The sequence below is a fragment of the Streptomyces sp. NPDC088785 genome (genome assembly GCF_044750685.1).
Lineage (GTDB): Bacteria > Actinomycetota > Actinomycetes > Streptomycetales > Streptomycetaceae > Streptomyces.
Genome location: NZ_JBIVKH010000002.1, coordinates 679,009 through 705,176, shown reverse-complemented (window position 1 = coordinate 705,176; position 26,168 = coordinate 679,009). Strand labels below are relative to the sequence as shown.

The 26,168-nt window shown below is 72.4% G+C and carries 21 protein-coding genes; 10 read left to right on the top strand and 11 right to left on the bottom strand.

Annotation, left to right across the window (positions count from 1 at the left end; all coding sequences use genetic code 11):
- The first annotated feature begins 41 nt into the window (after positions 1-41).
- Genes ACIP5K_RS08830 through ybaK form a run of 3 tightly spaced genes read left to right on the top strand, consistent with a single transcriptional unit; the run spans position 42 to position 2,338 of the window.
- Positions 42-1,016: a hypothetical protein gene (locus tag ACIP5K_RS08830; protein ID WP_401407556.1), complete on the top strand. Its 975-nt coding sequence runs from the start codon at positions 42-44 to the stop codon at positions 1,014-1,016.
- A gap of 5 nt (positions 1,017-1,021) precedes the next feature.
- Positions 1,022-1,816 (top strand): LON peptidase substrate-binding domain-containing protein, encoded by a 795-nt coding sequence (locus ACIP5K_RS08825; RefSeq protein WP_401406911.1) that lies wholly within the window; start codon positions 1,022-1,024, stop codon positions 1,814-1,816.
- Positions 1,817-1,834: 18 nt separating this feature from the next.
- Positions 1,835-2,338 (top strand): Cys-tRNA(Pro) deacylase, encoded by a 504-nt coding sequence (gene ybaK, locus ACIP5K_RS08820; RefSeq protein WP_401406909.1) that lies wholly within the window; start codon positions 1,835-1,837, stop codon positions 2,336-2,338.
- Between the two features lie 203 nt (positions 2,339-2,541).
- On the opposite strand, the gene ACIP5K_RS08815 is transcribed toward ybaK, so the two are convergent.
- From ACIP5K_RS08815 to ACIP5K_RS08800, 4 genes are all read right to left on the bottom strand, one after another.
- Entirely contained in the window at positions 2,542-3,267 is a 726-nt protein-coding gene (locus ACIP5K_RS08815; RefSeq protein WP_401406907.1) for a DUF2567 domain-containing protein, read from the bottom strand.
- A 34-nt stretch (positions 3,268-3,301) separates the two neighbouring features.
- The gene (locus ACIP5K_RS08810; protein ID WP_401406905.1) at positions 3,302-4,129 is read right to left on the bottom strand and encodes an ABC transporter permease; all 828 of its coding nucleotides are present in this window, start codon (positions 4,127-4,129) and stop codon (positions 3,302-3,304) included.
- On the bottom strand, positions 4,126-5,157 hold the full coding sequence (locus tag ACIP5K_RS08805) for an ABC transporter ATP-binding protein (protein ID WP_401406903.1): 1,032 nt from the start codon (positions 5,155-5,157) through the stop codon (positions 4,126-4,128). The genes ACIP5K_RS08810 and ACIP5K_RS08805 overlap by 4 nt, the downstream gene beginning before the upstream one ends.
- 153 nt (positions 5,158-5,310) lie before the next feature.
- Positions 5,311-6,549, bottom strand: a complete 1,239-nt coding sequence (locus ACIP5K_RS08800; RefSeq protein WP_401406901.1) for an NYN domain-containing protein — start codon at positions 6,547-6,549, stop codon at positions 5,311-5,313.
- A 244-nt stretch (positions 6,550-6,793) separates the two neighbouring features.
- Between ACIP5K_RS08800 and ACIP5K_RS08795 the strand changes: the two genes are divergently transcribed.
- Positions 6,794-6,961 (top strand): hypothetical protein, encoded by a 168-nt coding sequence (locus ACIP5K_RS08795; RefSeq protein WP_401406899.1) that lies wholly within the window; start codon positions 6,794-6,796, stop codon positions 6,959-6,961.
- Positions 6,962-7,055: 94 nt separating this feature from the next.
- Here the strand turns inward: ACIP5K_RS08795 and dnaE are convergent, their stop codons facing one another.
- Complete coding sequence (dnaE, locus tag ACIP5K_RS08790) at positions 7,056-10,595, bottom strand: DNA polymerase III subunit alpha (RefSeq protein ID WP_401406897.1); 3,540 nt, start codon at positions 10,593-10,595, stop codon at positions 7,056-7,058.
- Positions 10,596-10,814: 219 nt separating this feature from the next.
- On the opposite strand from dnaE, the gene ACIP5K_RS08785 reads away from it, so the two are divergent.
- From ACIP5K_RS08785 to ACIP5K_RS08770, 4 genes are all read left to right on the top strand, one after another.
- On the top strand, positions 10,815-12,140 hold the full coding sequence (locus tag ACIP5K_RS08785) for a DUF2252 domain-containing protein (protein WP_401406895.1): 1,326 nt from the start codon (positions 10,815-10,817) through the stop codon (positions 12,138-12,140).
- Between the two features lie 55 nt (positions 12,141-12,195).
- Positions 12,196-12,882: a hypothetical protein gene (locus tag ACIP5K_RS08780; protein WP_401406893.1), complete on the top strand. Its 687-nt coding sequence runs from the start codon at positions 12,196-12,198 to the stop codon at positions 12,880-12,882.
- A gap of 76 nt (positions 12,883-12,958) precedes the next feature.
- Positions 12,959-13,804: a thioredoxin domain-containing protein gene (locus ACIP5K_RS08775; RefSeq protein ID WP_401406891.1), complete on the top strand. Its 846-nt coding sequence runs from the start codon at positions 12,959-12,961 to the stop codon at positions 13,802-13,804.
- Positions 13,805-13,898: 94 nt separating this feature from the next.
- Positions 13,899-15,545: an alkaline phosphatase D family protein gene (locus ACIP5K_RS08770; RefSeq protein WP_401406889.1), complete on the top strand. Its 1,647-nt coding sequence runs from the start codon at positions 13,899-13,901 to the stop codon at positions 15,543-15,545.
- Between the two features lie 30 nt (positions 15,546-15,575).
- On the opposite strand, the gene ACIP5K_RS08765 is transcribed toward ACIP5K_RS08770, so the two are convergent.
- The gene (locus ACIP5K_RS08765; RefSeq protein WP_401406887.1) at positions 15,576-16,145 is read right to left on the bottom strand and encodes a dienelactone hydrolase family protein; all 570 of its coding nucleotides are present in this window, start codon (positions 16,143-16,145) and stop codon (positions 15,576-15,578) included.
- A 68-nt stretch (positions 16,146-16,213) separates the two neighbouring features.
- Here ACIP5K_RS08765 and ACIP5K_RS08760 point away from each other — a divergent pair, with 68 nt between their 5' ends.
- A complete protein-coding gene (locus tag ACIP5K_RS08760; protein ID WP_401407554.1) occupies positions 16,214-17,323 on the top strand; it encodes a mechanosensitive ion channel family protein in 1,110 nt (369 codons plus the stop codon).
- Between the two features lie 21 nt (positions 17,324-17,344).
- Here ACIP5K_RS08760 and ACIP5K_RS08755 read toward each other — a convergent pair whose 3' ends face one another.
- The 5 genes from ACIP5K_RS08755 to ACIP5K_RS08735 all read right to left on the bottom strand — a co-directional run bounded on the left by ACIP5K_RS08755 (position 17,345) and on the right by ACIP5K_RS08735 (position 22,301).
- On the bottom strand, positions 17,345-18,931 hold the full coding sequence (locus tag ACIP5K_RS08755; protein ID WP_401406885.1) for a Na+/H+ antiporter: 1,587 nt from the start codon (positions 18,929-18,931) through the stop codon (positions 17,345-17,347).
- Positions 18,932-19,064: 133 nt separating this feature from the next.
- On the bottom strand, positions 19,065-19,535 hold the full coding sequence (locus tag ACIP5K_RS08750) for a GNAT family N-acetyltransferase (protein WP_401406883.1): 471 nt from the start codon (positions 19,533-19,535) through the stop codon (positions 19,065-19,067).
- Positions 19,532-20,473, bottom strand: coding sequence for an RluA family pseudouridine synthase (locus ACIP5K_RS08745; RefSeq protein ID WP_401406881.1), 942 nt, complete (start codon positions 20,471-20,473; stop codon positions 19,532-19,534). The genes ACIP5K_RS08750 and ACIP5K_RS08745 overlap by 4 nt, the downstream gene beginning before the upstream one ends.
- A gap of 61 nt (positions 20,474-20,534) precedes the next feature.
- Positions 20,535-21,113 (bottom strand): signal peptidase II, encoded by a 579-nt coding sequence (gene lspA / locus ACIP5K_RS08740; RefSeq protein ID WP_401406879.1) that lies wholly within the window; start codon positions 21,111-21,113, stop codon positions 20,535-20,537.
- Between the two features lie 129 nt (positions 21,114-21,242).
- On the bottom strand, positions 21,243-22,301 hold the full coding sequence (locus ACIP5K_RS08735; RefSeq protein WP_401406877.1) for a TraR/DksA family transcriptional regulator: 1,059 nt from the start codon (positions 22,299-22,301) through the stop codon (positions 21,243-21,245).
- Between the two features lie 626 nt (positions 22,302-22,927).
- On the opposite strand from ACIP5K_RS08735, the gene ileS reads away from it, so the two are divergent.
- Positions 22,928-26,065, top strand: a complete 3,138-nt coding sequence (gene ileS / locus ACIP5K_RS08730) for an isoleucine--tRNA ligase (protein WP_401406875.1) — start codon at positions 22,928-22,930, stop codon at positions 26,063-26,065.
- Positions 26,066-26,168 lie beyond the last annotated feature (103 nt).

Genomic DNA, 26,168 nt, shown 5'->3' with positions numbered 1-26,168 from the left:
CGGACGTGCCCCTGTTCCGCGCCCTCGTCCGCACGGCCCGCATGATCCGTCACACCGGCCCCCTGGCCGAGGGCCTCCCCCCGGACGACGACGTCCTCCTGGACGCCCCCGACGACCGCCTGGCCACCGCCCTGGCCGCGGCGGGCCACGCCGAGCACGGCCCGGCCGCCGCCCTCCTCGCCCACACGCGCGAGGCCGCCGAGTGGGAGAACCGCGACCGGTACGTCCAGCGCCTCGCCGCCTTCGCCGCCGCCCGCCCCGAATGGTTCGCGGCCTGGCAGTCGGCGGACCCGCACGACCCCGACCTGCTCCTGGTGAAGGCGGAGGTCGCGGCCGGCCGCGCCTTCGACTCCCCCGCCCGCGCCGAACTGCTGCGCGACGTCACCCCGCTGATCCTGGCCGCGGCCGACGCCGACCGCCGCGACCCGGTCCCCTGGCGCCTCGCCCTGGACCACGCCCGCGGCACCAACGCCCCGCACACCGTCTTCGAGGAGCTGTGGGCCCAGGCGGTGCGCCGCGCCACGCACCACTACGGCTGCCACGTCTCGGCGCTCCAGTACCTGTCCGCCGCCTGGTACGGCTCGCACGCCGAGTGCTTCGACTTCGCCGAGCGCGCCGCCGAGGACGCGCTGCCCGGCTCCCTGCTCCAGGCCCTCCCGGCCCGCGCCGCCCTCGCCTACCTCACCGACCGGACCCCGCGCGGCATCCCGCGCGCCCGCCTGGACGCGGCGGCCGATCTCGCCGTCGGCCTGTCGGCCACCTACGACGCCGCGGACCCCTGGCCCGCCGAGGTGCGCAATCTGCTGGCCTGCGTCCTGATCCGCCTGGAGCGCTGGCCCGACGCCCTGGACCAGTTGCGGCTCATCGGCCCGTACGCGACGTCGTTCCCCTGGGACCGGCTCTCCGACGACCCGCTGGGCGAGTTCCTGCACCTGCGCGACGGCGTCCGGCTGGAGGTCGCCGCGGCGCTCCCGCTGCTCCGCGGACCGCGGACCTCCGCCGACCATTACTCTTGACCGTCGTGACCACCGTCCGGCTTCCGCTCTTCCCGCTCAACTCGGTGCTGTTCCCCGGGCTCGTCCTCCCGTTGAACATCTTCGAGGAGCGTTACCGCGCCCTGATGCGCGACCTGCTGAAGGATTCTCCTTCCGGGCCCGCCGACCCCGACGACCCCGAGGCCGACCCGGCCGTCTCCGACGAACCGCGCAACTTCGTGGTCGTGGCGATCCGCGACGGCCACGAGGTCGCGCCGAGCGCCGCCGGCATGCCGGACGACCTCACCACGAAGGAGGCGGGCGCCGGCCCGGCCGCGGGCTTCGGCGACGACCCGATCGCCTCCTTCCACACCGTGGGCTGCATCGCGGACGCGGCGACGATCCGCGAGCGCGCCGACGGCAGCTTCGAGGTCCTCGCGACCGGCACCCAGCGCGTCGAACTGCTGTCGGTGGACGCCTCCGGCCCGTACCTCACCGCCGAGGTGAAGGTGCTGCCCGACGACGACGGCGACGAGGCGGGGGCGCTGGCCGAGGGGGTGCTGCGCGCGTTCCGCTCGTACCAGAAGCGGCTCGCGGGCGCCCGCGAGCGGTCCCTGACGACGGGCGCCGAGCTGCCGGACGAGCCGTCGGTGGTGTCGTACCTGGTCGCCGCGGCGGCGGTGCTGGACGTACCGACGCGGCAGCGGCTCCTGGAGGCCGGTGACGTGGCGTCCCGGCTGCGCGAGGAGCTGCGGCTGCTGCGCACCGAGACGGCGATCATCCGGCATCTGCCGTCGCTGCCCGCGACGGACCTCACCCGGCAGGCCACCAGCCTCAACTGACCTGAAGGACACGGCACGTTGGCGAAGAAGCCCAAGAAGCAGCAGCAGTCCGGCGGCACCCCGGCGACGGTCGCGCTGACGGCCGCGGGCACCGCCTTCACGGTCCACTCCTACGAGCACGACCCGGCCCACGCCAGTTACGGCGAGGAGGCGGCCGAGGCGATGGGCGTCTCCCCCGACCGGGTCTTCAAGACGCTCGTCGCGGACGTCGACGGGCGGCTCACGGTCGCCGTCGTCCCGGTGGCGGGCCAGCTCGACCTGAAGGCGCTCGCGGCGGCGGTCGGCGGCAAGCGCGCCGCGATGGCGGACCCGGCCCTCGCCGAGCGCACCACCGGGTACGTCCGCGGCGGCATCTCGCCGCTCGGGCAGCGCAAGAAGCTGCCGACGGTCATCGACGCGTCGGCGGCGCGGCACGCGACCATCTGTGTCTCGGCGGGCCGTCGCGGCCTGGAGGTCGAGCTGGCGGCCGCGGATCTCGCGGCGCTCACCGACGCGGTGCTGGCACCGGTCGGGCGTGCCTGACCCCTCGACGGACCGCCCGGCTTCGGCTAAGCACCAAGGACATGTCGAAGAGGACGCGCAAGCGCAAGTGGCGGATCAAGAAGCGCAGGGCCAATCACGGGCGCAGGCCCGCCTGACGCCCGGCGCCGGCACGGCCGGGGAGGGGGCGCCGTCGACGCGGCCCTCCCCGGTCCGGCACGCTCCCGGACGACCCCCGGCCCGCTCTACCGGGCCGGGTCCTGCCCCTGCGGCGCCTGGGGGGTCTGAGGCTCCTGGGGGCCCTGCGGCGCGTGGGGGCTCGGGGCCGTGTAGTACTCCGCGTACGGGTCGGGGTCCCGGGGGCCGAACAGGCCGGTGAGCGCGAGGTGGACGACCATCGCGGCCAGCGGCCACGCCAGCAGCGCGCCCTTGGCCTTCAGTTCGAGGGGCGCGTCGAACACGACCCCCTTGCCGAGCTCCTTGGCGTGGGCGGCGACGTCCCGCGTCGGCCCGAGCCAGATCCCGAACCGCCAGGCGACGACCCCGCCGAGCAGGGCGCCCAGCGCGAGCGCCACGACGATCCCGATACCGCCGCGGCGCCGCCACAGGAAGACGAGGAGCGCGGTCACGGCGCCGAACGCGAGGCCGAGCAGCGCGAACGTGCCGTCGATCCCGATGGCCTGCTCCCCCTCGCTGTCCTTGAGGTAGACGGCCGTGCTGTCGGAGACGAGCGGGACGCGCGGCGCGAGCCACAGCCAGAGCGCACCGAGCAGGAGCCCGAACAGGGCGACACCCACGAAGACGGCGGCGGCCTCGCGCAGCTCGGCCTTCAGGCCGGGCCCCTCCTCGCGTCCCGGGTAGGGCGCGGGCGGCGGCACGTGGCCGGCCATCGGGTCCGGGGCCTGCCACGGGTTCCCGTGCCCGTTGTTCTCCGGGGGTTGATGCGGTGGCGGTGTCAGCGGTGCGGTCACCCTGCCATCGTGCCAGGCGTGTCCACCGGGCGCGTCACCGGACGGCCGCCCGACGGTACGCCCAGGTCGCCACGGCCAGCGAGGCGACGCCGACGGCGGCGCAGACACCCAGATCCAGCAGGACGGCCGGCCAGTCCGGGTGCTCGCCGAAGGTGCGGGCGAAGGCCTCGACACCGTACGTCGAGGGCAGCAGATCGCGGGCGTAGCGCACCGCTTCGGGCATCCGGGCGGCGGGCAGCACGCCGAGCAGCAGCGCCGCGGACATGCCCAACTGGCCGAGCAGGGTGGCCAGTTCCGGCCGGGGCGCGAGCAGGCCGAGCGCGGCGCCGAGCCCGGCGAGGGCGGCCCCGGCGAGCGGGATCACGGCGGCGAGCACCCACAGGTGGGCGAGCGGCAGGTCGAACATCGCGCAGCCGACGACCGCGGTGACCACGGTGCCGGGCACGGTGAACGACGCGTACGCGCCCGCCGCGCCGAGGACCACGGAGGCGGGCGGCACGGGCAGCGTCGCGTAGTGGTCGAGCCCGCCGGCCGCGCGCAGCTGTCCGAAGTACTGGGCCAGCAGGTTCAGCGCGACGAACGCCACGACCAGCACCGCGGACCCGGCGACGACGGCCTGCGCCTCGCGGCCGCCCTGGTCGACGACGCCGCGCATCAGGATCATGATGCCGATGGACTGGAAGGTCGCCACGAAGAGCAGCGGGATCCGGGCCACCCGGGCCCGGGAGAGCTGGGCGCGGTAGACGGCGGCGAGCGACGGCAGGAAGCGGGCCCGCGGCGCGAGCCCCTCCTCGCCGCGGCCGGGGCCCGCGGTCACGGCCGGCCCCACGGCCCGCACCGCGTCGGCTGATACGACACTCACGCCTTCACCAGGCCCTTCACACCGCTGCGGCTGCCGCCGAGCGCCAAGTACACGTCCTCCAGGCTCGGGGTGGCGAGCGTGAAGTCGTCGAGATGGTCGAAGGCCGGGCCGCCGGTGACGGCGGCGACGGCGCGGCGGGCCTCGTCGGGCGCGAGCCGCAGCGACCAGCGCCGCCCGGACTCGACGGCGTGCTCGCGCAGCCGCGCGACCTCGGGCAGCTCGACGGGCGCCTCCTGGCGCCACACGAGTTCGACCCGCACCTCGCCCGCGACGCGCTCCTTGAGCCCGGCCGGGGTGTCGCAGGCGATGACGCGGCCCTGGTCCATCACGGCGACCCGGTCGAGGACGGTCTCGGCCTCGATGACGTTGTGGGTGACGAGCAGCACGGTGGTGCCGCGCTCGGCACGCCGGCGGTCCACGGCCGCCCAGACGGCCCGCCGGGCCACGGGGTCCATGCCGGTGGTCGGCTCGTCGAGCACGAGCAGCGGGCGCTCGCCGACGAGGACGGCGGCGAAGCAGGCGAGCCGGCGCTGTCCGCCGGACAGCTTCTTGAGCGGGCGGGCGGCGATCGCGCCGATGCCCAGTTCGTCGAGGACGTCGTCCCGGGCGGCCCGGGCGTCCTTGAGGCTGAGCCCGCGCAGCCGCCCGGTGGTCTCGGCGGCGAGGGAGACGGTCAGCTCGTCGAGCGCGGTCGACTCCTGGCCCAGGTAGGCGAGGATCCGCGAGGCCCGCTCCGGGTGGCGCACGATGTCGTGCCCGAGGATCTCCACGCTCCCGGCGTCGGGCCGCATGAGTCCGGTCAGCTGCCGGACGAGGGTGGATTTCCCGGCGCCGTTCGGCCCGAGCAGGCCGAAGATCTCGCCGCGCGCGATGTCGAGCCGGACCTCGTCGGTGGCCCGCACCTCCGGCGTCGCGGGCACGCCGCGCCGCCCGCGCGAGGGCGGATAGGTCTTCCGCAGCCCCCGCACCGAGCACACGACGGCACCCCTGTCATGCTCCAGGGCGGGCTCACCGGTGCGCGTACTCACGAGGAACGAGAGTACGGGGTCGAGGGCCCAGGTTTGCGCCCGGGTGGGACAAATGGCGCCCCGCGAGGGCGCGGCGAGCGGCGCGACCAGGCACGACGCGCCCGCGGACGCGGCTCGGCGACCGCACCGGCGACGGCACGGCGCGCCCGGCGGTCAGTCCCCCGCGGTGGCGTGCTCCGCGCCGGTCCGCACGTCGACCTCCCGCCAGAACCCGGCCCGGATCGCGTACCGGTCGTGTTCGTCGATCTGGTCGTCCTTGTGGGCCAGCAGCCCGAACCGGGCCGCGTACCGCAGCAGCTCCCCGTCGATGCGGTGCGGCACCCGGGGATACATGGTCGACAGCTTCTGGAGCTGCGTCTGGTCGCCGAGCCGGCCCATCCAGCGCCGGGCGAACACCTGTCCCACCTCGTACGGGTCGCCGCCGACGGTGGTGATGTCCTCCTCGCGGTCGGCCCAGCGCTGCTCGGCCGAGGTGAGCTGGGCCAGGGTGGGCAGCGACGCGGACTCGGGGGGTTCGCCGCCCCCGCCGGGTCGCTCGACCCAGCCCTTGTCGGAGGACCAGCGCAGTGTCGCGTTGGCCGGGGGCTGCGGGGGCTGCGAGGGCTGGGGGCCGGGTGCGCGCAGGGCGGCCAGGTCCTTGGGGGTGGGGACGCCCCGGCCGGTGCCGGAGCGGTCCTCGTGGTCGCTCCCGGGCCGCTCGGCGCGCTCGGCCGGGGGGTGCGGGGCGGGCGGCGCGTCGGTGTCCCGGCCGGGGGCGGCGGGCGCGGACTCGGGCAGCGGCGCGGAGAGGATCGCGGCGATCTCGGGGCGCGGGGCGGGCGGCGGGGCGCACGCGCCGCTGAGCTCCTTGGCGCGGACGGCCTTGGTGATCCAGGTCCGGTCGAGCACCCGCCGCTCGTCGGCCTCGGCGACCAGGTCCTCGGACTGGTTGTAGTCGCCGTCGGCGGCCTGGACGGCCCACAGGTGGACGGCGACGCCGTGCTCCTTGGCGGCCATCATGCCCGGCAGCAGGTCGCCGTCGCCGGTGACGAGGACGACGTCGGAGCAGGCCCGGTTGCGCGCCAGTTCGGTCAGCTCGGCGTGCATCGCGGCGTCGACGCCCTTCTGCGCCCAGCGTCCGTCGCTGCGGGTCAGGGCGCCGAGCCGGACGGTCACCCGGGGCATCACGCGCAGCCTGCGGTGCTCGGGCTGCGGGACCCGGTCGGGGGCGCCGTCGAACCAGTAGATGCGCAGCAGCTGGCGCTCGGTCTCCGCCTCGGCGCGCTCGCGCAGCCCCTGGATGAGGGCGGCGTGGTCGACATGGATCCGGGACCGGGACGGCTCGCCCGCGAGGAGACTCGCGGCAGCTCCCAGCAGATACCCGGCGTCCACCAGGACGATGCAACGGTCCACGCGGTCCACCCTCTTTCGCCGACACGCCCGTGCGTTCGCTTCGGGTTTCCTTCGAGTCTGCCCGACGGCGCGGGGCTTAACGGCCCGAACTCGATCTTCGGCGTGGCGGAAGCGGGGAAGGGGACGTCCCGGAGCGTCGGAAGTGCCTCTTACCTACGGTGATGGCCCGAAATGCGGTCTTGTTCCCCCCGTGTGAATCTGAAACCGGCCCTGGCCCCGAGATCCCCCGCAGGAGGCAATCACCATGGCCAAGAACCGCAAGCAGAACCGTAATCAGCAGGAGAAGTCGGCAGAGGCCCAGGACCAGCAGGCCCGGTCGTCCGCCATGGAGGCCGAGGCGAAGTCGGCCATCCAGGCCACACCGGGGGATGTGGCCCGCAAGCACCGCGAGCGCCGCTTCGGGCACAACTGACGCGGGCGGCACGGCCGCCGCGGTACGACGAGGGCCGCACCCGGACGTCCGGGTGCGGCCCTCGCGCCGTGTCGCGCCGGCGGTCCGGTCCTGGTCAGCCCGCCAGGCAGGACGGGCCGAGCAGCACCTTCAGGTCGCCGTAGAGCGCCGGGTCCGGCTTGACCCGGTGCCGGTCGAGCCGGAGGACCGTGGTCTTGCGGGGGCCCTGGAGCTTGATCCGGACCTCGCTGTCGCCCCGGTGGTTGGACAGGATCTCGCCGAGGCGGCTGACCATCGGCGGGGTGACCTTCAGGGCGGGGATGGTGAGGATCACCGGTGCGTTCGTCCCCGCGTTCGACAGGTCGGGGACCTGCATCTCCATGGCGACCAGCCGCGGCACGTCCTCGCGCTTGTCGAGCCGGCCCTTGACGAAGACCACGGCGTCCTCGACGAGCTGGGTGGAGACCAGCTGGTACGTCGCGGGGAAGAACATGCATTCGATGGAACCGGCGAGGTCCTCGACGGTCGCGATCGCCCAGGCGTTGCCCTGCTTGGTCATCTTGCGCTGGAGGCCGGAGATGATGCCGCCGACCGTGACGACCGCGCCGTCGCCGAAGTCGCCGCCGGTGAGCTGGCCGATGCCCGCGTCCGCCTTGTCGGACAGCACGTGCTCCAGGCCGAACAGCGGGTGGTCGGAGACGTACAGGCCGAGCATCTCGCGCTCCTGGGCGAGCAGGTACGTCTTGTCCCACTCGTCGGTGGAGAACTCGACGTCGAGCCCGAAGCCCGGGGCGTCGCTCTCGTCCTCGCCGCCGCCGAAGAGGTCGAACTGCCCCTCCGCCTCTTTCCTCTTGACCGCCACCACGTTGTCGATCATCGGCTCGTACTGCGCGGTCAGGCCCTTGCGGGTGTGCCCCATCGGGTCGAAGGCGCCCGCCTTGATGAGGGACTCGGTCGTCCGCTTGTTGCACGCCGCGGCCTCGACCTTGTCGAGGTAGTCGGGGAACGAGCTGTACTTCCCCTTCGCCTTGCGCGAGCGGATGATCGACTCCACCACGTTCGTGCCGACGTTGCGGACGGCCTCCAGGCCGAAGAGGATCACGTCGTCGCCCTGGGCGGCGAAGTTGTGCACCGACTCGTTGACGTCCGGCGGGAGCACCTTGATCTTCATGCGCCGGCACTCGTTGAGGTAGACGGCCGACTTGTCCTTGTCGTCCTTCACCGAGGTGAGCAGCGCGGCCATGTACTCGGCCGGGTAGTTCGCCTTCAGGTACGCGGTCCAGTAGGTGACCAGGCCGTACGCGGAGGAGTGCGCCTTGTTGAACGCGTACCCGGCGAACGGCACCAGGACGTCCCACAGGGCCTGGATCGCGGCGTCGGAGAAGCCGTTCTTGCGGGCACCCTCCTGGAAGATGGTGAAGTTCTTCGCCAGTTCCTCGGGCTTCTTCTTGCCCATCACGCGGCGCAGGATGTCGGCCTCGCCGAGCGAGTACCCGGCGACGATCTGGGCGGCCTTCTGCACCTGCTCCTGGTACACGATGAGGCCGTAGGTGAGGCCCAGCGTCTCCTTCAGGGGCTCTTCGAGCTCCGGGTGGATCGGCGTGATGTCCTGCCGGCCGTTCTTGCGCTCGGCGTAGTTCGTGTGCGAGTTCATGCCCATCGGGCCCGGCCGGTACAGGGCCGAGACGGCGGAGATGTCCTCGAAGTTGTCGGGCTGCATCTGGCGCAGCAGCGAGCGCATGGGGCCGCCGTCGAACTGGAAGACGCCGAGCGTGTCACCGCGGCAGAGCAGTTCGAAGGTCTTCGGGTCGTCCAGCGGCAGCGACAGCATCTCCAGGTCGATGCCCTTGTTGGACCGCACCATCTTGACGGCGTCGTCCATGATCGTCAGGTTCCTGAGGCCCAGGAAGTCCATCTTGATCAGGCCGAGCGACTCGCACTGCGGGTAGTCCCACTGCGTGATGGTCACGCCGTCGGTGTGCCGGGTCCACAGCGGGGCGTGGTCGACGATCGGCTCGCTGGACATGATGACGCCGGCGGCGTGCACGCCCATCTGCCGGACCAGGCCCTCGACGCCCTTGGCGGTGTCGATGACCTTCTTGACGTCCGGCTCGTTCTCGTACATCCCGCGGATCTCGCCCGCCTCGCTGTAGCGCGGGTGCGTGGGGTTGGTGATGCCGTCGAGGTCGATGCCCTTGCCGAGGACGTCGGCGGGCATGGCCTTGGTGAGGCGGTCGCCCATCGCGTACGGGTAGCCGAGCACGCGCGCGGAGTCCTTGATCGCGTTCTTGGCCTTGATCTTGCCGTAGGTGCCGATCATGGCGACCTTGTCGGCGCCGTACTTCTCGGTCACGTACCTGATCACCTCGACGCGCCTGCGCTCGTCGAAGTCGATGTCGACGTCGGGCATGGAGACGCGCTCGGGGTTGAGGAACCGCTCGAAGATCAGGCCGTGCGTGATCGGGTCGAGGTCGGTGATGCCCATGGCGTAGGCGACGATCGAGCCGGCCGCGGAGCCGCGGCCGGGGCCCACCGCGATGCCGTTGTTCTTGGCCCACATGATGAAGTCGGCGACGACGAGGAAGTACCCCGGGAACCCCATCTGGATGATGATGTCCATCTCATACTCGGCCTGCTTCTGCCGGTCGTCGGGGACACCGTCCGGGTAGCGGCGGTTCATGCCGCGCCGCACTTCCTCCTTGAACCAGGTGGTGTTGGTGTAGCCCTCCTCCGGGATGTCGAACCTCGGCATGAGGTCGCGCTTGTCGAACATGCCGGTGGTGTCGATCTGCTCGGCCACCAGGAGGGTGTTGCGGCAGCCCTCCTGCCAGGCGTCCGAGGAGTCGACGGCGTACATCTCGTCGGTCGACTTCAGGTAGTAGCCCGTGCCGTCGAACCGGAAGCGGTCCGGGTCCGAGAGGTTCTTGCCGGTCTGGATGCACAGCAGCGCGTCGTGGGCCGTGGCCTCGTGCGCGTACGTGTAGTGCGAGTCGTTCGTCACCAGGGGCGGGATGCCGAGCTTCTTGCCGATCTCCAGCAGGCCGTCGCGGACCCGGCGCTCGATCTCGATGCCGTGGTCCATCAGCTCCAGGAAGTACCGGTCCTTGCCGAAGATGTCCTGATACTCGGAGGCGGCCTTCAGGGCCTCGTCGAACTGGCCGAGGCGCAGCCGGGTCTGGAGCTCACCGGAGGGGCAGCCGGTGGAGGCGATCAGGCCCTCGCTCCACTGGGAGATCGTCTCCTTGTCCATGCGCGGCCACTTCTGGAGCCAGCCCTCGGCGTACGCGTCGGAGGACAGCTTGAACAGGTTGTGCAGGCCCGTCTTGTTCGCCGCCCAGATCGTCTTGTGCGTGTAACCGCCCGAACCGGAGATGTCGTCGCGCTTCTGGTGCGGCTGGCCCCACTTGATCTTCCGCTTGTTGCGCCGCGACTCCGGGGCGACGTACGCCTCGATGCCGATGATCGGCGTGACCCCGGCGCTCTGCGCGGAGTGGAAGAAGTCGTACGCCCCGTGCAGGTTGCCGTGGTCGGACATGGCGATGTGGGTCATGCCCATCTCGTTGCACGCCTTGAACATGTCCTTCAGCCGCGCGGCACCGTCCAGCAGGGAGTACTGGGTGTGGACGTGCAGGTGCGTGAAGGGCGGCTTCGACACGGTGGGGGCCTCCATGGGCGAACGGGTGGCGACGGGCGGCGACGGGGCGACGGGGCGACGGGGCGACGGGGCGATGGGGAGGGGACAGCTTGGAAGTCTACGACCGACCGCTGACAACCGACGGGCACTCCGGAGTACGGTCATGCGTTGGACAGGTCGGAACACCTGCCCTGCGTGTCGCACAGCTCACGCACCATCTGCACCAGGAGGCACCCCGCGATGTCGGACCAGCAGCCCACCGCTGAAGAGCGCGGCGAGCAGATCCTCGCCGTCTTCGACACCGCGTTCGGCGAGCTGCTCGCCGCGGACCCCGCGGCCTTCCGGGTCAAGTTCCGCAAGATGGCCGCCTCGGCCTTCGCGTTCTACCGCGGGACGGCCTGCCTGTTCTACCAGGACCTGGAGCGCGAGCAGCACGGCGGACCGTACCTGGACGACCGCACCAGCCGGGTGTGGATCCACGGCGACCTGCACGCGGAGAACTTCGGCACGTACATGGACGCGAACGGCCGGCTGGTCTTCAATGTGAACGACTTCGACGAGGCGTACGTGGGCCCCTTCACCTGGGACCTGAAGCGCTTCGCCGCCTCGGTGGCCCTGATCGGGTACGCCAAGGCGTTCAGCGACGAGCAGATCACGGCCCTGGTGCGCACGTACGCGGCGGCCTACCGCGAGCGGGTCCACTCGCTGGCCACCGGCGCGAAGAACGACGAGGTGCCGCCCTTCACCCTGGACACGGCGGACGGCCCGCTGCTCGGCGCGCTGCGCCACGCCCGCGCGCGCACCCGCTTCGGGCTGCTCGACTCCATGACGGAGATCCGGGACTTCGAGCGCCGCTTCGCCCCGGACGGCGGCTCCATCGAGCTGGACGCGGCGACGCGCTACAAGGTGCTGGCCGGCTTCGACGGCTATCTGGAGACGCTGCCGGAGTCGTCGCTGACCCGCCCCGACTCGTACCGGGTGAAGGACGTGGTGGGCCGGCGCGGCATCGGCATCGGCTCGGCGGGCCTGCCGTCGTACAACATCCTTCTGGAGGGCAACAGCGACGCCCTGGAGAACGATGTGGTGATCTACGTGAAACAGGCCCAGACGCCGGCCGTCTCGCGCCACATCACCGACCCGGCGATCCGCGACTACTTCCAGCACGAGGGCCACCGCACGGTCATCTCGCAGCGCGCGCTCCAGGCCCACGCGGACCCGTGGCTGGGCTGGACGGAGCTGAACGGCGCGGGTCAGCTGGTCGCCGAGATCTCCCCCTACGCGGTGGACCTGGACTGGTCGGACATCGACGACCCGGAGGAGGTCGACGCGGTCGTCGGCGACCTCGGCCGGGCCACGGCGACGATGCACGGCGCGGCCGACGACCAGTCCGGCGAGTCGCTGGTGCCGTTCTCCACGGAGCGCGCGATCGACGCGGCGATCGCCGCCGACGAGGTCGGTTTCGCGGACCTCCTGGTCGACTTCGCGCACGTCTACGGCGCCCGCGCGCGCAAGGACCACCAGATCTTCGTGGACCTGTTCCGCAACGGCCGGATCCCCGGCCTCTGACACACAGCCACCCTTTAGGCATCGTTTACCGTCGGCCGTGGCACACTCCTGGGCGATGGACGACATATCCGGGACCCAGCTCAGAGCCGTGCGCGCGGCGCTCTTCACGGCCGTGGCCGTGACGCTGTCCGCCGCGTCGCACGTCCTGCTGTCCCGGGCCCCGCTGCCGCTGCCGACGGTCGGCGCGATCGCCGCCGCCGTCTTCGTGATCGCGTACGCGCTCGCCGGACGGGAGCGCGGCTTCGGCCGGATCGCGGCGCTCCTGGTGCCGCTGGAACTGGCCGCGGACACCGTCTTCACCACCGGCCAGCACGTCTGTTACGGCGCGGCGGGCGGCCCGGTCGCCGGTCCCCTGCGCTCGTTCGGCTTCGACCTGCTGTGCGCGGGGAACGTGGGCACGCCGCTGACCCGGATGACGGGCGGCGGCGCCGACCGGACGGCCGGCCTGTTCGCGCACGCCGCCGATCCGGCGGCCTCCTGGCTGCTGCTCGGGGCGCACGTCACGGTCGGGCTGCTCGCGGCCCTGTGGCTGCGCCGCGGCGAGCAGGCGCTGGCCCAGCTGCTGCGCGCGCTGGCCGCGTTCGCGTTCCGCCCGCTGATTGTCGCCTGGGCCGCGGTCACCGCCCGACGGGCTCCGGCGCCGGTCGCCGGACCCCGCCCGGCCGCCGCCGTGCCGGCCGCCCGCACCCGGCTCTGGGTGCACTCCGTGGGACGGCGCGGACCGCCGTGCGCGGCCCGCTGAGCCCTCGCCCCCGCGAGAGCCCGGACCCCGGCACGACAGTCCCCCGCATCTTTCATCAGGCAACGGAGTACGGACCATGAGCAAGCGCAACACCCAGCAGGCGAAGACGGCGGCCCGCGAGCGACTGCGCGTCGAGCGCGAGAAGCAGGCGAAGAAGGCGAAGGCGAAGCGGCAGGGCATCGTCATCGGCTCGATCGTGGGTGTCCTCGCGATAGCCGGCGGCGTCGGCTACTTCGCCGTCCAGGCCATGAAGCCCTCCCACTGGGAGAAGGCCCTCGACGCGAAGAGCTCCGGCGTCGTGGCGCCCGCGCACACCACCGGCACCGACGGCACCACCGTGGTGATCGGCAAGGACAGCGCGAAGAAAACCCTGAAGCTCTACGAGGACTCGCGCTGCCCGGTCTGCGCGGCCTTCGAGCAGACCGTCGGCTCGACCGTCCACAAGGACGTCGAGGACGGCAAGTTCAAGATCCAGTACATCGGCGCCACCTTCATCGACGGCGACGGCAGCGGCAAGATCGGCTCCAACGGCGAGGGCTCGAAGAACGCACTGAGCGCGCTCGGCGCCGCCCTGAACGTCAGCCAGGACGCCTTCCTCGACTACAAGACGGCCCTGTACTCGAAGAAGTACCACCCGGAAGAGACCAAGGACGAGTTCAAGAGCGACGACTACCTGATCAAGGTCGCGAACTCGGTGGACGCCCTCAAGGGCGACAAGGCCTTCCAGAAGGACGTCAGGAACGGCACGTACGACAACTGGGCCATGAAGATGTCCAAGACGTTCGACTCGAACAAGGACGACGTCTCCGGCACCCCGTCCCTGGTCATGGACGGCAAGAAGCTCGTCGGCTCCGACGGCCAGAACGCGCCCATGACGGTGGCCGAGTTCAACACGGCGATCGACAAGGCGCTCGCGGGCTGACCGACCGGTCCCGCCCTACGCACCGCTGAAGGGCGGGCGAACTCTTGGGAGTTCGCCCGCCCTTGGCGCGTACCGGTCAGTAGTGTGCTGTTCCGTGACCAGTCGACCTCAGACAGAAGCCTCAGCGCCGCGCCGCCGTACGGTGGTCAAGGCCGCGGCGGCCGGCGCCGTCCTCGCCGCCCCGCTGCTCGCGGTGCCCGCCGCCCGGGCCGCCGAGGGGCCCGCCTTCCTGCACGGAGTCGCCTCGGGCGACCCGCTCCCCGACGGGGTCCTGCTGTGGACCCGGGTGACGCCGACCGCCGAGGCGGTGCCCGGCTCCGGCCGCGGGCCCGACACCGCGGTGGGCTGGGAGATCGCCGAGGACCGGGCGTTCAGCACGGTGGTGGGCCGCGGTACCACGACCGCCGGCGCCGCGTCCGACCACACCGTGAAGGCGGATGTCAGGGGCCTGCGCCCGGCGCGCGCCTACTGGTTCCGCTTCTTCGTGGGTGACACGTACTCACCGGTCGGGCGGACCCGCACCGCGCCCGCCGCCGACGCGCGCGAGGAGCTGCGCTTCGGCGTCGTCTCCTGCGCCAACTGGGAGGCCGGCTGGTTCTCCGCCTACCGTCACCTGGCCGCCCGCGCCGACCTGGACGCGGTGCTCCACCTCGGCGACTACCTGTACGAGTACCGGACCGGCGAGTACCCGGCGGCGGCGTACACCGTGCGGCCGCACCAGCCCGCCCACGAGATCGTCACGCTCGCCGACTACCGGATCCGGCACGGCGCCCACAAGACCGACGACGACGTCCGGGCGATGCACGCGGCCCATCCGCTGGTGGCCATCTGGGACGACCACGAGTTCGCCAACGACGCCTGGTCGGGCGGCGCCGAGAACCACTCCCCCGACACCGAGGGCGCCTGGGCGGCCCGCCGGGACGCCGCCAAGCAGGCCTACTTCGAGTGGATGCCGGTGCGCCCGTCGATCGCGGGCACCGTCTACCGGCGGCTGCGGTTCGGCGCCCTCGCCGATCTGCACCTGCTGGACCTGCGCTCGTTCCGCTCCCGGCAGGCGGGCATCGGCGACGGCGCGGTGGACGCCGCCGACCGCACGATCACCGGCCGCGCCCAGCTCGACTGGCTGAAGTCCGGGCTCGCCGCCTCCGACGCCCAGTGGAAGCTGGTCGGCACCTCGGTGATGATCTCGCCGGTCGCCTTCGGCGCGCTCCCGGCCCATCTCCTCGGCCCGCTCGCCGAGTTGCTCGGCCTGCCCGAGGAGGGCCTGGCCGTCAACGTCGACCAGTGGGACGGCTACACGCACGACCGCAAGGAGCTGATCTCCCACCTGCGCGAGCGCGGCATCGAGGACACCGTCTTCCTGACCGGCGACATCCACATGGCGTGGGCCAACGACGTGCCGGTGACGGCGGGCACCTATCCGCTCTCGCCGTCCGCGGCGACGGAGTTCGTGGTCACGTCGGTGACCTCGGACAACCTCGACGACACCCTGCACGTCGCTCCCGGCACCGTCTCCACCGTGGCCGAGACCGCCGTCAAGGCGGCCAACCGGCACGTGAAGTGGGTGGACATGGACGCGCACGGCTACGGCGTGCTGGACGTCACCGCCGAGCGGGCGCAGATGGACTACCACGTGGTCTCGGACCGGACCGACCAGAACGCCACGTCGGCCTGGGCCCGCTCCTACCGCACCCGCACCGGGACCCAGAAGGTCGAGCGCGCGGACGCCCCGGTGAAGTGACCCGCGGCGGCCGGGCGGAGTGGGTCCCGGTCAGAGGGAGTCGAGGAAGCCGAGCGCCACCCGCCAGGTGGCCTCGGCGGCCTCCTCGTCGTAGTCCGGCAGGTCGGGGTCGGTGTAGAGGTGGCCGGCCCCGGCGTAGCGGTAGACCTCGACGTCGGCGCCCGTGCGTCCCATCTGGAGGTACCAGGCGGTCAGCCAGTCGTCCGTCTCGAAGGGATCGGGCTCGGCGACGTGCAACTGCACCGGCAGCCCGTCCACGGACGCGCTCTCGGCGATGTCGGAGGTGCCGTGCAGGAGCAGCAGCCCGCGCGCCCTCTCGTCGCCCAGGGCGAGCGTCTGCGCGACGGAGGCGCCCAGCGAGAAGCCCGCGTAGACCAGGCCGCGGTCCGAGTAGGGCGCGGCGGCGAGCACGGCCCGCTTCAGCAGTTCGTCCTTGCCGATCCCGTCCTTGTAGTCCCTGCCCTCTTCGACGGTCTCGAAGGTGCGGCCCTCGAACAGATCGGGGGTCCACACCTCGTGGCCGGCGGCGCGCAGCCGGTCGGCCGCGGCCCGCACGGCGGGCCGCGGACCGAACGTCGAGTGGAAGAGCATGATGTCCATGCGTCCATGGTGCCAGGAGCGCCACAGGTTAGTGGTGGCGGATCTCGGTTACGGTCCAAGGCATGGAGATGGAGAACGTACTGCGTCCACTGATCGTGATCGGTGGCTCGGTCCTCATCACCCTCCTTGTCGGGTGGGCTGTGGACCGGCTGCTGCGCCGGGCCGACCGGCGGCATCACGACACCCCGCTGTGGGGCCTGCTGCGGCGCTGCCGCCTGCCCTTGCAGTTCGTGCTCTGCGCGGCCCTGCTGCGCGGCTCGTACGACCAGGCCAAACTCGCCAAGGAACACTCGGCCGGGGTCGGCCAGGCCCTCAACCTGGTGCTCATCGGCGCGACCGCCTGGCTGATCATCCGGGTCGCCGCGGTGATCATCGAATCGTCCTACGCCCGTTACGCCGCCGCCCACCGCGATCCCGCCCGGGTCCGCCGGGTGCGCACCCAGGTCGCCCTGATCCAGCGCGTCGTCACGGCGATCGTCGGCGTCGTGGCGATCGCGGCGATGCTGCTGACCTTCCCCGCGTTCCGCGCCGCGGGCGCCTCGCTGCTGGCCTCGGCCGGCATCCTCGGCATCGTCGCCGGTGTGGCCGCCCAGTCCACCCTCGGCAACCTCTTCGCCGGGTTGCAGATCGCCTTCGGCGACATGGTGCGCATAGGGGACACGGTCGTGGTCGACGGCGAGTGGGGCACGGTCGAGGAGATCACCCTCACCTTCCTCGCCGTCCGCACCTGGGACGAGCGCCGGATCACGATGCCCGTGTCGTATTTCACGTCGAAGCCGTTCGAGAACTGGTCGCGCGGGGGCGCGCAGATGACCGGCACGGTCTTCTTCCACCTCGACCACAGCGCGCCGATGCGCGAGATGCGCGAGAAGCTGCGCGACATCCTCGGCGAGTGCGCCGCCTGGGACGGCCGCGACTGGGGGCTGGCCGTCACCGACACCACGCCCTCCACGATGCAGGTCCGCGCCCTGGTCACCGCCAAGGACGCCGACGACATCTGGACGGTGCGGGTCACGGTCCGCGAGCAGCTGCTGCGCTGGCTGACCGACAAGCACCCGTACGCGCTGCCGCGGGTCAACACGGCGACGGCGCTGCTCGCCCCCGACGAGGCCATGGAGGCTTTCTCGGGGCACGTCCTGGCCCGCAACGGCAAGGCCCCGCGCACCGGGCGCGGGTGAGGACGGGCCCCCGGACGGGCCCTAGCGCAGACTCCGCACGTCGAGCTGCCGCAGCACCCGGTCGACGACCTCCGGGTTGGCGCCGGGCTCGCTGCGCGCCGACAGCACCTCGTGCCGGGCCGCCGACATCATCTCGGCCTGGATCCGCCGCACCCGCTTGATCCTCGTATACCGCTTGGCCTGCGTCTCGCGCCGCTCCTCGGCACCCATCTCGGGGTTGATGCGCAGCCCGATGTCGTAGGCCCGGCGCAGCATCTGCTCCTGCACCTCGGCGGGCAGCTCCTCTACCTCCTCGATCTCCTTGTAGCGCCGCTTCGCGGCCTTCGCGGCGCGCAGGGCCAGCTCCTTCTCGTACTCCTGCTCGGCCTCGGTGTCGGCGCGCACGTTCAGCATCTTGACCAGCCAGGGCAGGCTGAGCCCCTGGAGGACGAGGGTGGCCATGATGACGCCGAAGGCGATGAAGACGATCTCGTCGCGCTCGGGGAAGGGCGATCCGTCGTCCATGGTCAGCGGGATGGCGAGGGCCAGCGCCACCGACGCCACCCCGCGCATCCCCGACCACCACATGACGACGGTCTCCCGCCAGGTCACGGGGATGTCCTCGTCGTAGTCGCGGCGCGCGTGCATCCGTTTGGTCACCCAGGTCATCGGCGCGAGCCACAGCAGCCGTACGACGATGACGACGGCGACGACCGCCGCCGACCAGCCCAGCATCTCGCCCCAGCGGCCCTGCGCGGTCCTGACGACGTTGTGCACCTCCAGGCCGATGAGCCCGAAGGCGACGCCGGTGACGAGGGTGTCGACGACGTCCCAGAAGGCGCGGCCGGTGAGCCGGGTGAGCACGTCGTCGGCGTCGAAGGCGTGCTCGGCGAGGAAGATCGCCGTGGTCAGGACGGCGAGCACGCCCGAGCCCTTCAGCTCCTCGGCGAGGACGTAGGAGGCGTACGGGATGAGGAGGGTCAGGCCGATCTGGAGGGTGGCGTCGCCGAGGTAGGCCATGAGCTTGTTGGCCGCCCAGCCGAGCGCGAAGCCGATGACGATGGCGACGACGGCGGACAGCACCAGGTCGAAGGCGGCGCGCGGCAGCGAGAACGTGCCGCTGACGGCGGCGGCGATGGCCACGTGGTAGAGCACGATCGCCGTCACGTCGTTGAAGAGCCCCTCCCCCTCCAGGATCGACACCATCCGCCGGGGCAGCCCGAGCTGGCCGGCGACGGCGGTCGCGGCGACCGGGTCGGGCGGCGCCACCAGCGCGCCGAGCGCGACGGCGGCGGCGAGCGAGATCCCGGGTACGACGGCGTTCGCGACGAAGGCGACCGCGGCCGTCGTGACGAAGACGAGCGCGACGGCGAGCAGGAAGATGGGCCGCTTGTTGGCCGCGAACTGCCGCCAGGACGTGCGGTGCACGGCCGCGTAGAGCAGCGGCGGCAGCACGAGCGGCAGGATCAGGTCGGGGTCGATGTCGACGTTCGGGACGGCCCGGATCAGGGCGAGGACGATGCCGAGCAGGGTCATCAGGATGGGCGCGGGCAGCTTGAGCCGGTCGCCGAGCGGCACGCTCAGGACGGCCCCGAGCAGCAGCACGAACAGCAGGGCCAATTGATCCACGGATGAGGCTCCGACCTGGCTCGACGATCTTGCGTGGTCCGCGTCCAGGGTGCCACGCGATCCGGGGCAAATCGGTTCGCCAGGGGTGCGCAGCGCCCCGATTCGGGCGGCGCGGGCCCGGGCTAGGCCCCGCTCAGCGGATCGCCTTGCGCATCGCCCGGTGCGGGATCCCGGCGTCCGGGAACTCCGGCCCGTACACCTCGTACCCGAGCCGCTCGTAGAACCCCAGCGCGTGGGTCTGGGCGTGCAGGTCGACCGCCGAGAGACCGCGGTCCCGGGCGGCGTCCTCGATGGCGCCGACCAGGGCCGCGCCCACGCCGAGACCGCGCGCCGCCTTGGCCACGGCGAGCCGGCCGAGGGCGCCGACGTCCTCGGCCCCGCCGTTCTTCACCGCGGCGGCGGCGCCGGTCAGCAGGCGGCCGGTGCCGAGCGGGGTCCCGTCCTCGCGGACGGCCAGCACGTGCACCGCGTCGGCGTCGTACGCGTCGTACTCCAGCTCCTGCGGCACGCCCTGCTCGGCGACGAAGACGTCCCGGCGGACGGCGAAGCAGGCGGCACGGTCCGCGTCGGCCTCGGCGACCCGGACCGCGTATCCGGCGCTCACGCGCTCTCCGCCCGGACCCGGTCCAGCGCGGTCTGGAGGTCGTCGGGGTACTCGCTGGAGAATTCGACCCACTGTCCGTCGGACGGGTGCTCGAAGCCGAGGCGCACGGCGTGCAGCCACTGCCGGGTGAGGCCGAGCCGCTTGGCGAGCGTGGGGTCCGCGCCGTAGGTCAGGTCGCCGACGCAGGGGTGCCGGTGCGCGGACATGTGCACGCGGATCTGGTGGGTGCGGCCCGTCTCCAGCTTGATGTCCAGCAGGGAGGCGGAGCGGAAGGCCTCGATGAGGTCGTAGTGCGTGACGGACGGCTTGCCCTCGGCGGTCACGGCCCACTTGTAGTCGTGGTTCGGGTGCCGGCCGATGGGGGCGTCGATCGTCCCGCTCATCGGGTCCGGGTGGCCCTGGACCAGCGCGTGGTAGCGCTTGTCCGGGACGCGCTCCTTGAACTGGCGCTTCAGCGACGTGTACGCCCGCTCCGACTTGGCGACGACCATCAGGCCGGAGGTGCCGACGTCGAGGCGGTGCACGATGCCCTGGCGCTCGGCGGCGCCCGACGTCGAGATCCGGTATCCGGCGGCGGCCAGGCCGCCGATCACGGTGGTGCCGGTCCAGCCGGGGCTGGGGTGGGCGGCGACGCCGACCGGCTTCACGATGACGACGATGTCGTCGTCGTCGTGCACGATCTCCATGCCCTCGACGGGCTCGGCGACGATCTGCACCGGAGCGGGAGCCTGCGGCATCTCCACTTCCAGCCAGGCCCCGCCGTGCACCCGCTCGGACTTGCCGACGACCGAGCCGTCCACCGTCACCTTCCCGGAGGCGGCGAGCTCGGCGGCCTTGGTGCGGGAGAAGCCGAACATGCGGGAGATGGCGGCGTCGACGCGCTCGCCCTCCAGGCCGTCGGGCACGGGCAGGGTTCGGATCTCGGGAATCGTGCTCACCCGTCGAGTATGCAGGAGCGCACCGGCCCGCCCGAACCGCAGCCCCCGGCCGCGGGGCCGCTCAGTCCTTGTGGACGGTGCCGTCCGGGTCGATCCCGCGGAAGGACAGCAGGACGATCAGGATGCCGCCGCACACGATCGCCGAGTCGGCCAGGTTGAACACCGGGTAGTGCTTCGGCGCGATGAAGTCGACGACGGCGCCCTCGAAGATCCCGGGCGCCCGGAAGATCCGGTCCGTGAGGTTGCCGAGGGCCCCGCCGAGCAGCAGGCCGAGGGCGATCGCCCAGGGCGTGCTGTAGAGCTTCTTCGCGAGCCGCACGATGACGACGATGACGGCCGCCGCGATCACGGTGAAGACGATCGTGAAGGCCTCGCCCATGCCCCAGGCGGCGCCCGGGTTGCGGATCACTTCCAGTTGCAGCCAGTCGCCGAGGACCCGGATCGAGTCCCGGTGCTCCAGCTTCGCGACCACGATGAGCTTGCTCACGAGGTCGAGGGCGTACGCGAGCGCGGCCACGGCGAGCAGCACGACGAGCCGCCGCCTGCCCTTGGGCCGCTCGGCGGCGGCGACCGGCTCGGGCTCCACCGCCCCCGTCTCAGAGGAATCCGGCGTACCGATGACGCGCTCCGCTTCTGCCACGTGAGTCCCTCAACCTAGTACCTGACTGGGGACGAGGGTACGGCACACGTGTGCGGCCGCACGAGGTCGGTACGGCCGCGGCCCGGCGGCGCCGCGGCGGTGTGCCGCGGCGCCCGGCGACGCGGTCGCTCAGGAGCGCCGCTCCTGCTTCTGCTTGCACTCCACGCACAGGGTCGCCCGCGGGAAGGCCTGCATCCGCGCCTTGCCGATCGGGTTCCCGCAGTTCTCGCAGAGGCCGTAGGTGCCCGCGGCGAGCCGCTCCAGCGCCCGCTCGGTCTGGAGCAGCATCTCGCGCGCGTTGGCCGCCAGCGCCATCTCGTGCTCACGCGTGATGTTCTTCGTGCCCGTGTCGGCGTCGTCGTCGCCCGCGCCGTCCCCGGAGTCGCGCATCAGGCCGGCGAGGCCCTTCTCGGCGGCGGCGATCTCGCTGCCGAGCCGCAGCACCTCGCTCTGGAGCTCGGCGCGCGCCTCCTCGACCTCGCCCGGGGTCCACGGCTCCTCGCCGGGCCGGACGGCCAGCCCGCCGGGCCCGGCGGCGGCCTCCCGCGCCTTGGGCACCGCCTCGGGGTTCTTCGCCGCCGTGGCCGTCCCCTGCGTCTTCTTCGCAACCACCGTCGTGGCTCCCGTCGTCTTCGCGGCCTGCGCCGCGCCCTCGGCCGCCGGGGCGACCGCCTTCTTCGCCGCGCTCCCGCGCCCGGTGGCCCGCTCGGCGGTCCCGGACGCCTCCGTGCCCGCGGGACCGTCGGCGGTCCCGGTCGTGCTGCTCGTACGGTGCGCGGCCGCGGCCCCCTCGGCGGGCCCGGACCCCGTGTCCGCGTCCTTCGCCGCGCCCGCGGTGCGCTTCGCGGCCTTCTTCGCGGGTGCGGCCTTCTTCGCCGGCGCGGCGGCCCTCGCGCTCTTCTTGGGCGCGCTCTTCCTGGCCGCGCCGGTCTCGGCCGCCCGCGTACCGGCCTTCGTGGCGCCCGTCTTCGTCGTGCTCGGCTTCGTACTGGTGCTCGTCTTCGCGGCGCCCGTCTTCGTGGCGCCCACCGTCCCCTTCGCGGGCGCGCTCCGCCCGCCCCCCACGTCCTTCCCGACGTCGTCCCCTGCCTCACCGGAGGCAGTGGCACGGGCCGCTCCGCCGGAGGCACCCGCGCCCGTCGGTCTGTCGGACGTCGACTGCTGAACGGCGGTCTTTTTCGCCACCATGGCCGCGGCCCCTTCACATATTGTGATCTTGCACGCGAATCGTGCTGGGACGATAAATCGACTCCAGGCCCGCGGCAACGGGACACCCGCTCCCACCCACCCCCTCCGCGCCGGTCCGGGGACCGCCGCGCGACGAACATGAAAGCGTTGTGCCCAGCTCCCCGCCTGGTAATCCGCCCGCCCGCGGCCCGCGCCGCACCCGCCCCCGGCCGGCCGGGACCGGCTTACGCGCGTATCGCCATTCGGGTCACCGGGCGCACGCATCGCGGCCGGCCGCCGACCCCGCGAAAACCGGTCGGCCGCCGCGTCCCGGGCGCCGTACACTGGGCGGAGCGAGAAGCATGGATGGGGACGAGTAGCGGCGTACGCAGCCAGGAGCGACCCGGGGTCGGTGGAAGCCCGGGGGCGAGCGCGACGCGAAGATCACCCCGGAGCCGCCGGAAGAAAGCCGCACGCCCAGGGGCGCGGCGAGTAGACCCGGCATCGCGACCCCAATGAGGGGGCTCACCGAGGCGCGACAGGGCGTCGGGGAGCCAAGGAGGGTGGTACCGCGGGAGCGCGCCGCACACGGCGTGGAAGCTCTCGTCCCTCCGACGGAAGAAGGCAGATCCGCCGGAGGAAGACTGATGACGCAGTACCGCCAGGTGCCCGCCCAGGTCGACCTGCCCGCCCTCGAGCACGCCGTGCTCGACTTCTGGGACGAGCAGAAGATCTTCGCCAAGAGCCTGGAGCAGTCCGAGGGCCGCCCCGAATGGGTGTTCTACGAGGGCCCGCCCACGGCGAACGGCATGCCGGGTGCCCACCACATCGAGGCCCGCGTCTTCAAGGACGTCTTCCCCCGCTTCCGCACCATGCGCGGCTACCACGTGGCGCGCAAGGCCGGCTGGGACTGCCACGGCCTGCCCGTGGAGCTGGCCGTCGAGAAGGAGCTGGGCTTCACCGGCAAGAAGGACATCGAGGCGTACGGCATCGCCGAGTTCAACGCCCGGTGCCGCGAGTCCGTGACCCGGCACACCGACGCCTTCACCGACCTGACGACCCGCATGGGCTACTGGGTCGACCTCGACGACGCGTACCGCACGATGGACCCCGCGTACGTGGAGTCGGTGTGGTGGTCGCTGAAGGAGATCTTCGGCAAGGGCCTGCTGGTCCAGGACCACCGTGTCGCCCCCTGGTGCCCGCGCTGCGGCACCGGCCTGTCGGACCACGAGCTGGCGCAGGGCTACGAGACGGTCGTCGACCCCTCGGTGTACGTCCGCTTCCCCCTCACCTCCGGCCCGCTGGCCGGCGAGGCCGCGCTGCTGATCTGGACGACGACCCCGTGGACCCTGGTGTCGAACACGGCGGTCGCCGCGCACCCCGAGGTCCGCTACGTCGTGGTGAGCGACGGCGCCGAGAAGCTGGTCGTCGCCGAGCCGCTCGTCGAGAAGGCGCTCGGCGAGGGCTGGGAGCCGACCGGGGAGTCCTTCACCGGCGCCGAGATGGAGCGCTGGACGTACCGGCGCCCGTTCGAGCTGGTCGAGTTCCCGGCCGAGGCGCACTACGTCGTCAACGCCGAGTACGTGACGACCGAGGACGGCACGGGTCTGGTCCACCAGTCCCCCGCCTTCGGCGAGGACGACCTCAAGGTCTGCCGCGCGTACGGCCTGCCGGTCGTGAACCCGGTGCTGCCCGACGGCACCTTCACCCCCGAGCTGGACCTCGTCGGCGGCGTCTTCTTCAAGAAGGCGGACGAAGCGCTGACCGAGGACCTCAAGGACCGCGGTCTGCTCTTCCGGCACCTGCCCTACGAGCACAGCTATCCGCACTGCTGGCGCTGCCACACCGCACTCCTCTACTACGCGCAGCCCTCCTGGTACATCCGCACCACGGCCGTCAAGGACCGCCTCCTCCAGGAGAACGAGAAGACCAACTGGTTCCCGGAGACGGTCAAGCACGGCCGCTTCGGCGACTGGCTGACCAACAACATCGACTGGGCGCTCTCCCGCAACCGCTACTGGGGCACCCCGCTGCCGATCTGGCGCTGCACGGAGGACCACCTCACCTGCGTCGGCTCGCGCGCGGAGCTGTCCGAGCTGACCGGCACCGACCAGTCCGGGCTCGACCCGCACCGCCCGTACATCGACGACGTCACCTTCCCCTGCCCCCACGAGGGCTGCGGGGCGACGGCGACGCGCGTGCCGGAGGTCATCGACGCCTGGTACGACTCGGGCTCGATGCCGTTCGCGCAGTGGGGCTACCCGTACCGGAACAAGGAACTGTTCGAGTCCCGCTACCCGGCGCAGTTCATCTCCGAGGCCATCGACCAGACCCGCGGCTGGTTCTACACGCTGATGGCGATCGGCACCCTGGTCTTCGACCGGTCCTCGTACGAGAACGTGGTCTGCCTGGGCCACATCCTCGCCGAGGACGGCCGCAAGATGTCCAAGCACCTCGGGAACACGCTGGACCCGATCCCGCTGATGGACCGGCACGGCGCGGACGCGGTGCGCTGGTTCATGGCGGCCGGCGGCTCCCCGTGGGCGGCCCGCCGCGTCGGCCACGGCACGATCCAGGAGGTCGTCCGCAAGACGCTCCTGACGTACTGGAACACGGTCGCCTTCCAGGCCCTGTACGCCCGTACGTCGCAGTGGGCGCCCAGCGAGGCGGACCCGGCCCCGGCCGACCGCACCGTCCTGGACCGCTGGCTGCTGTCCGAGCTGCACCGGCTCACCGACGAGGTCACCCAGGCCCTGGAGGCGTACGACACCCAGCGCGCCGGCAAGGTGCTGTCGGCGTTCGTCGACGACCTCTCGAACTGGTACGTGCGCCGCTCGCGCCGCCGCTTCTGGCAGGGCGACAAAGCCGCGCTGCGCACCCTGCACGAGGTGATCGTCACGGTCACCCAGCTGATGGCGCCGCTGACGCCGTTCATCACCGAGCGGGTCTGGCAGGACCTGGTCGTCCCGGTCACCCCGGGCGCCCCGGAGTCCGTCCACCTGTCGTCGTGGCCGGAGGCGGACCTGTCGGCCGTCGACCCGGAGCTGTCCGGCCAGATGGCGCTGGTGCGCCGGCTGGTCGAGCTGGGCCGCGCCACCCGCGCGGAGTCGGGCGTCAAGACGCGCCAGCCGCTGTCCCGCGCGCTGGTGGCCGCCGCCGGGTTCGACCGGCTCTCCCCCGAGCTGCACGGGCAGATCACCGAGGAGCTGAACGTCTCCTCGCTGGCCTCGCTCTCCGAGGTGGGCGGCAGCCTGGTCGACACGACCGCGAAGGCGAACTTCCGGGCGCTCGGCAAGCGCTTCGGCAAGCGCGTCCAGGACGTCGCCAGGGCCGTGGCGGACGCGGACGCGGCGGCGCTCTCCCTCGCCCTGCGCGAGGGCACCGCCTCCGTGGAGGTCGACGGCGAGAAGGTCGACCTGGCCCCCGACGAGGTCATCATCACCGAGACCCCGCGCGAGGGCTGGTCGGTCGCCTCCGACTCGGGCGCCACCGTCGCCCTCGACCTGGAGCTGACCGAGGAGCTGCGCCGGGCCGGCCTGGCCCGGGACGCGATCCGCCTGATCCAGGAGGCCCGCAAGAACAGCGGCCTCGACGTGGCGGACCGGATCGCCCTGCGCTGGACGTCCACGGACCCGGCGGTGATCTCGGCCCTGTCCGAGCACGCCGGTCTGATCGCGGACGAGGTCCTCGCGCCGGACTTCGCCCAGGGCGAGGCGGACGACGCGTACGGCACCCCGTTCACGGACGAGGGCCTGAGCCTGGAGTTCCGCCTCCGCAAGGCGTAGCACCGGCACGCCCCGCAAGGGCCGGCCCCCGCCAGATCGCTTCTGGCGGGGGCCGGCCCTTGTGCACGCCGTGCACGCCGTGCACGCCGTGCACGCCGTGCAC

What these genes read in the sequence shown, in the direction of transcription:
- ACIP5K_RS08795 (WP_401406899.1), top strand. Translation starts at nt 6,794, where the DNA reads ATGGCCAAGAACCGCAAGCAGAACCGTAATCAGCAGGAGAAGTCGGCA.
- ACIP5K_RS08735 (WP_401406877.1), bottom strand. Translation starts at nt 22,301, where the DNA reads ATGGTGGCGAAAAAGACCGCCGTTCAGCAGTCGACGTCCGACAGACCG.
- ACIP5K_RS08785 (WP_401406895.1), top strand. Translation starts at nt 10,815, where the DNA reads ATGTCGGACCAGCAGCCCACCGCTGAAGAGCGCGGCGAGCAGATCCTC.
- ACIP5K_RS08760 (WP_401407554.1), top strand. Translation starts at nt 16,214, where the DNA reads ATGGAGAACGTACTGCGTCCACTGATCGTGATCGGTGGCTCGGTCCTC.
- ileS (WP_401406875.1), top strand. Translation starts at nt 22,928, where the DNA reads ATGACGCAGTACCGCCAGGTGCCCGCCCAGGTCGACCTGCCCGCCCTC.
- ACIP5K_RS08765 (WP_401406887.1), bottom strand. Translation starts at nt 16,145, where the DNA reads ATGGACATCATGCTCTTCCACTCGACGTTCGGTCCGCGGCCCGCCGTG.
- ACIP5K_RS08775 (WP_401406891.1), top strand. Translation starts at nt 12,959, where the DNA reads ATGAGCAAGCGCAACACCCAGCAGGCGAAGACGGCGGCCCGCGAGCGA.
- ACIP5K_RS08830 (WP_401407556.1), top strand. Translation starts at nt 42, where the DNA reads ATGATCCGTCACACCGGCCCCCTGGCCGAGGGCCTCCCCCCGGACGAC.
- ACIP5K_RS08780 (WP_401406893.1), top strand. Translation starts at nt 12,196, where the DNA reads ATGGACGACATATCCGGGACCCAGCTCAGAGCCGTGCGCGCGGCGCTC.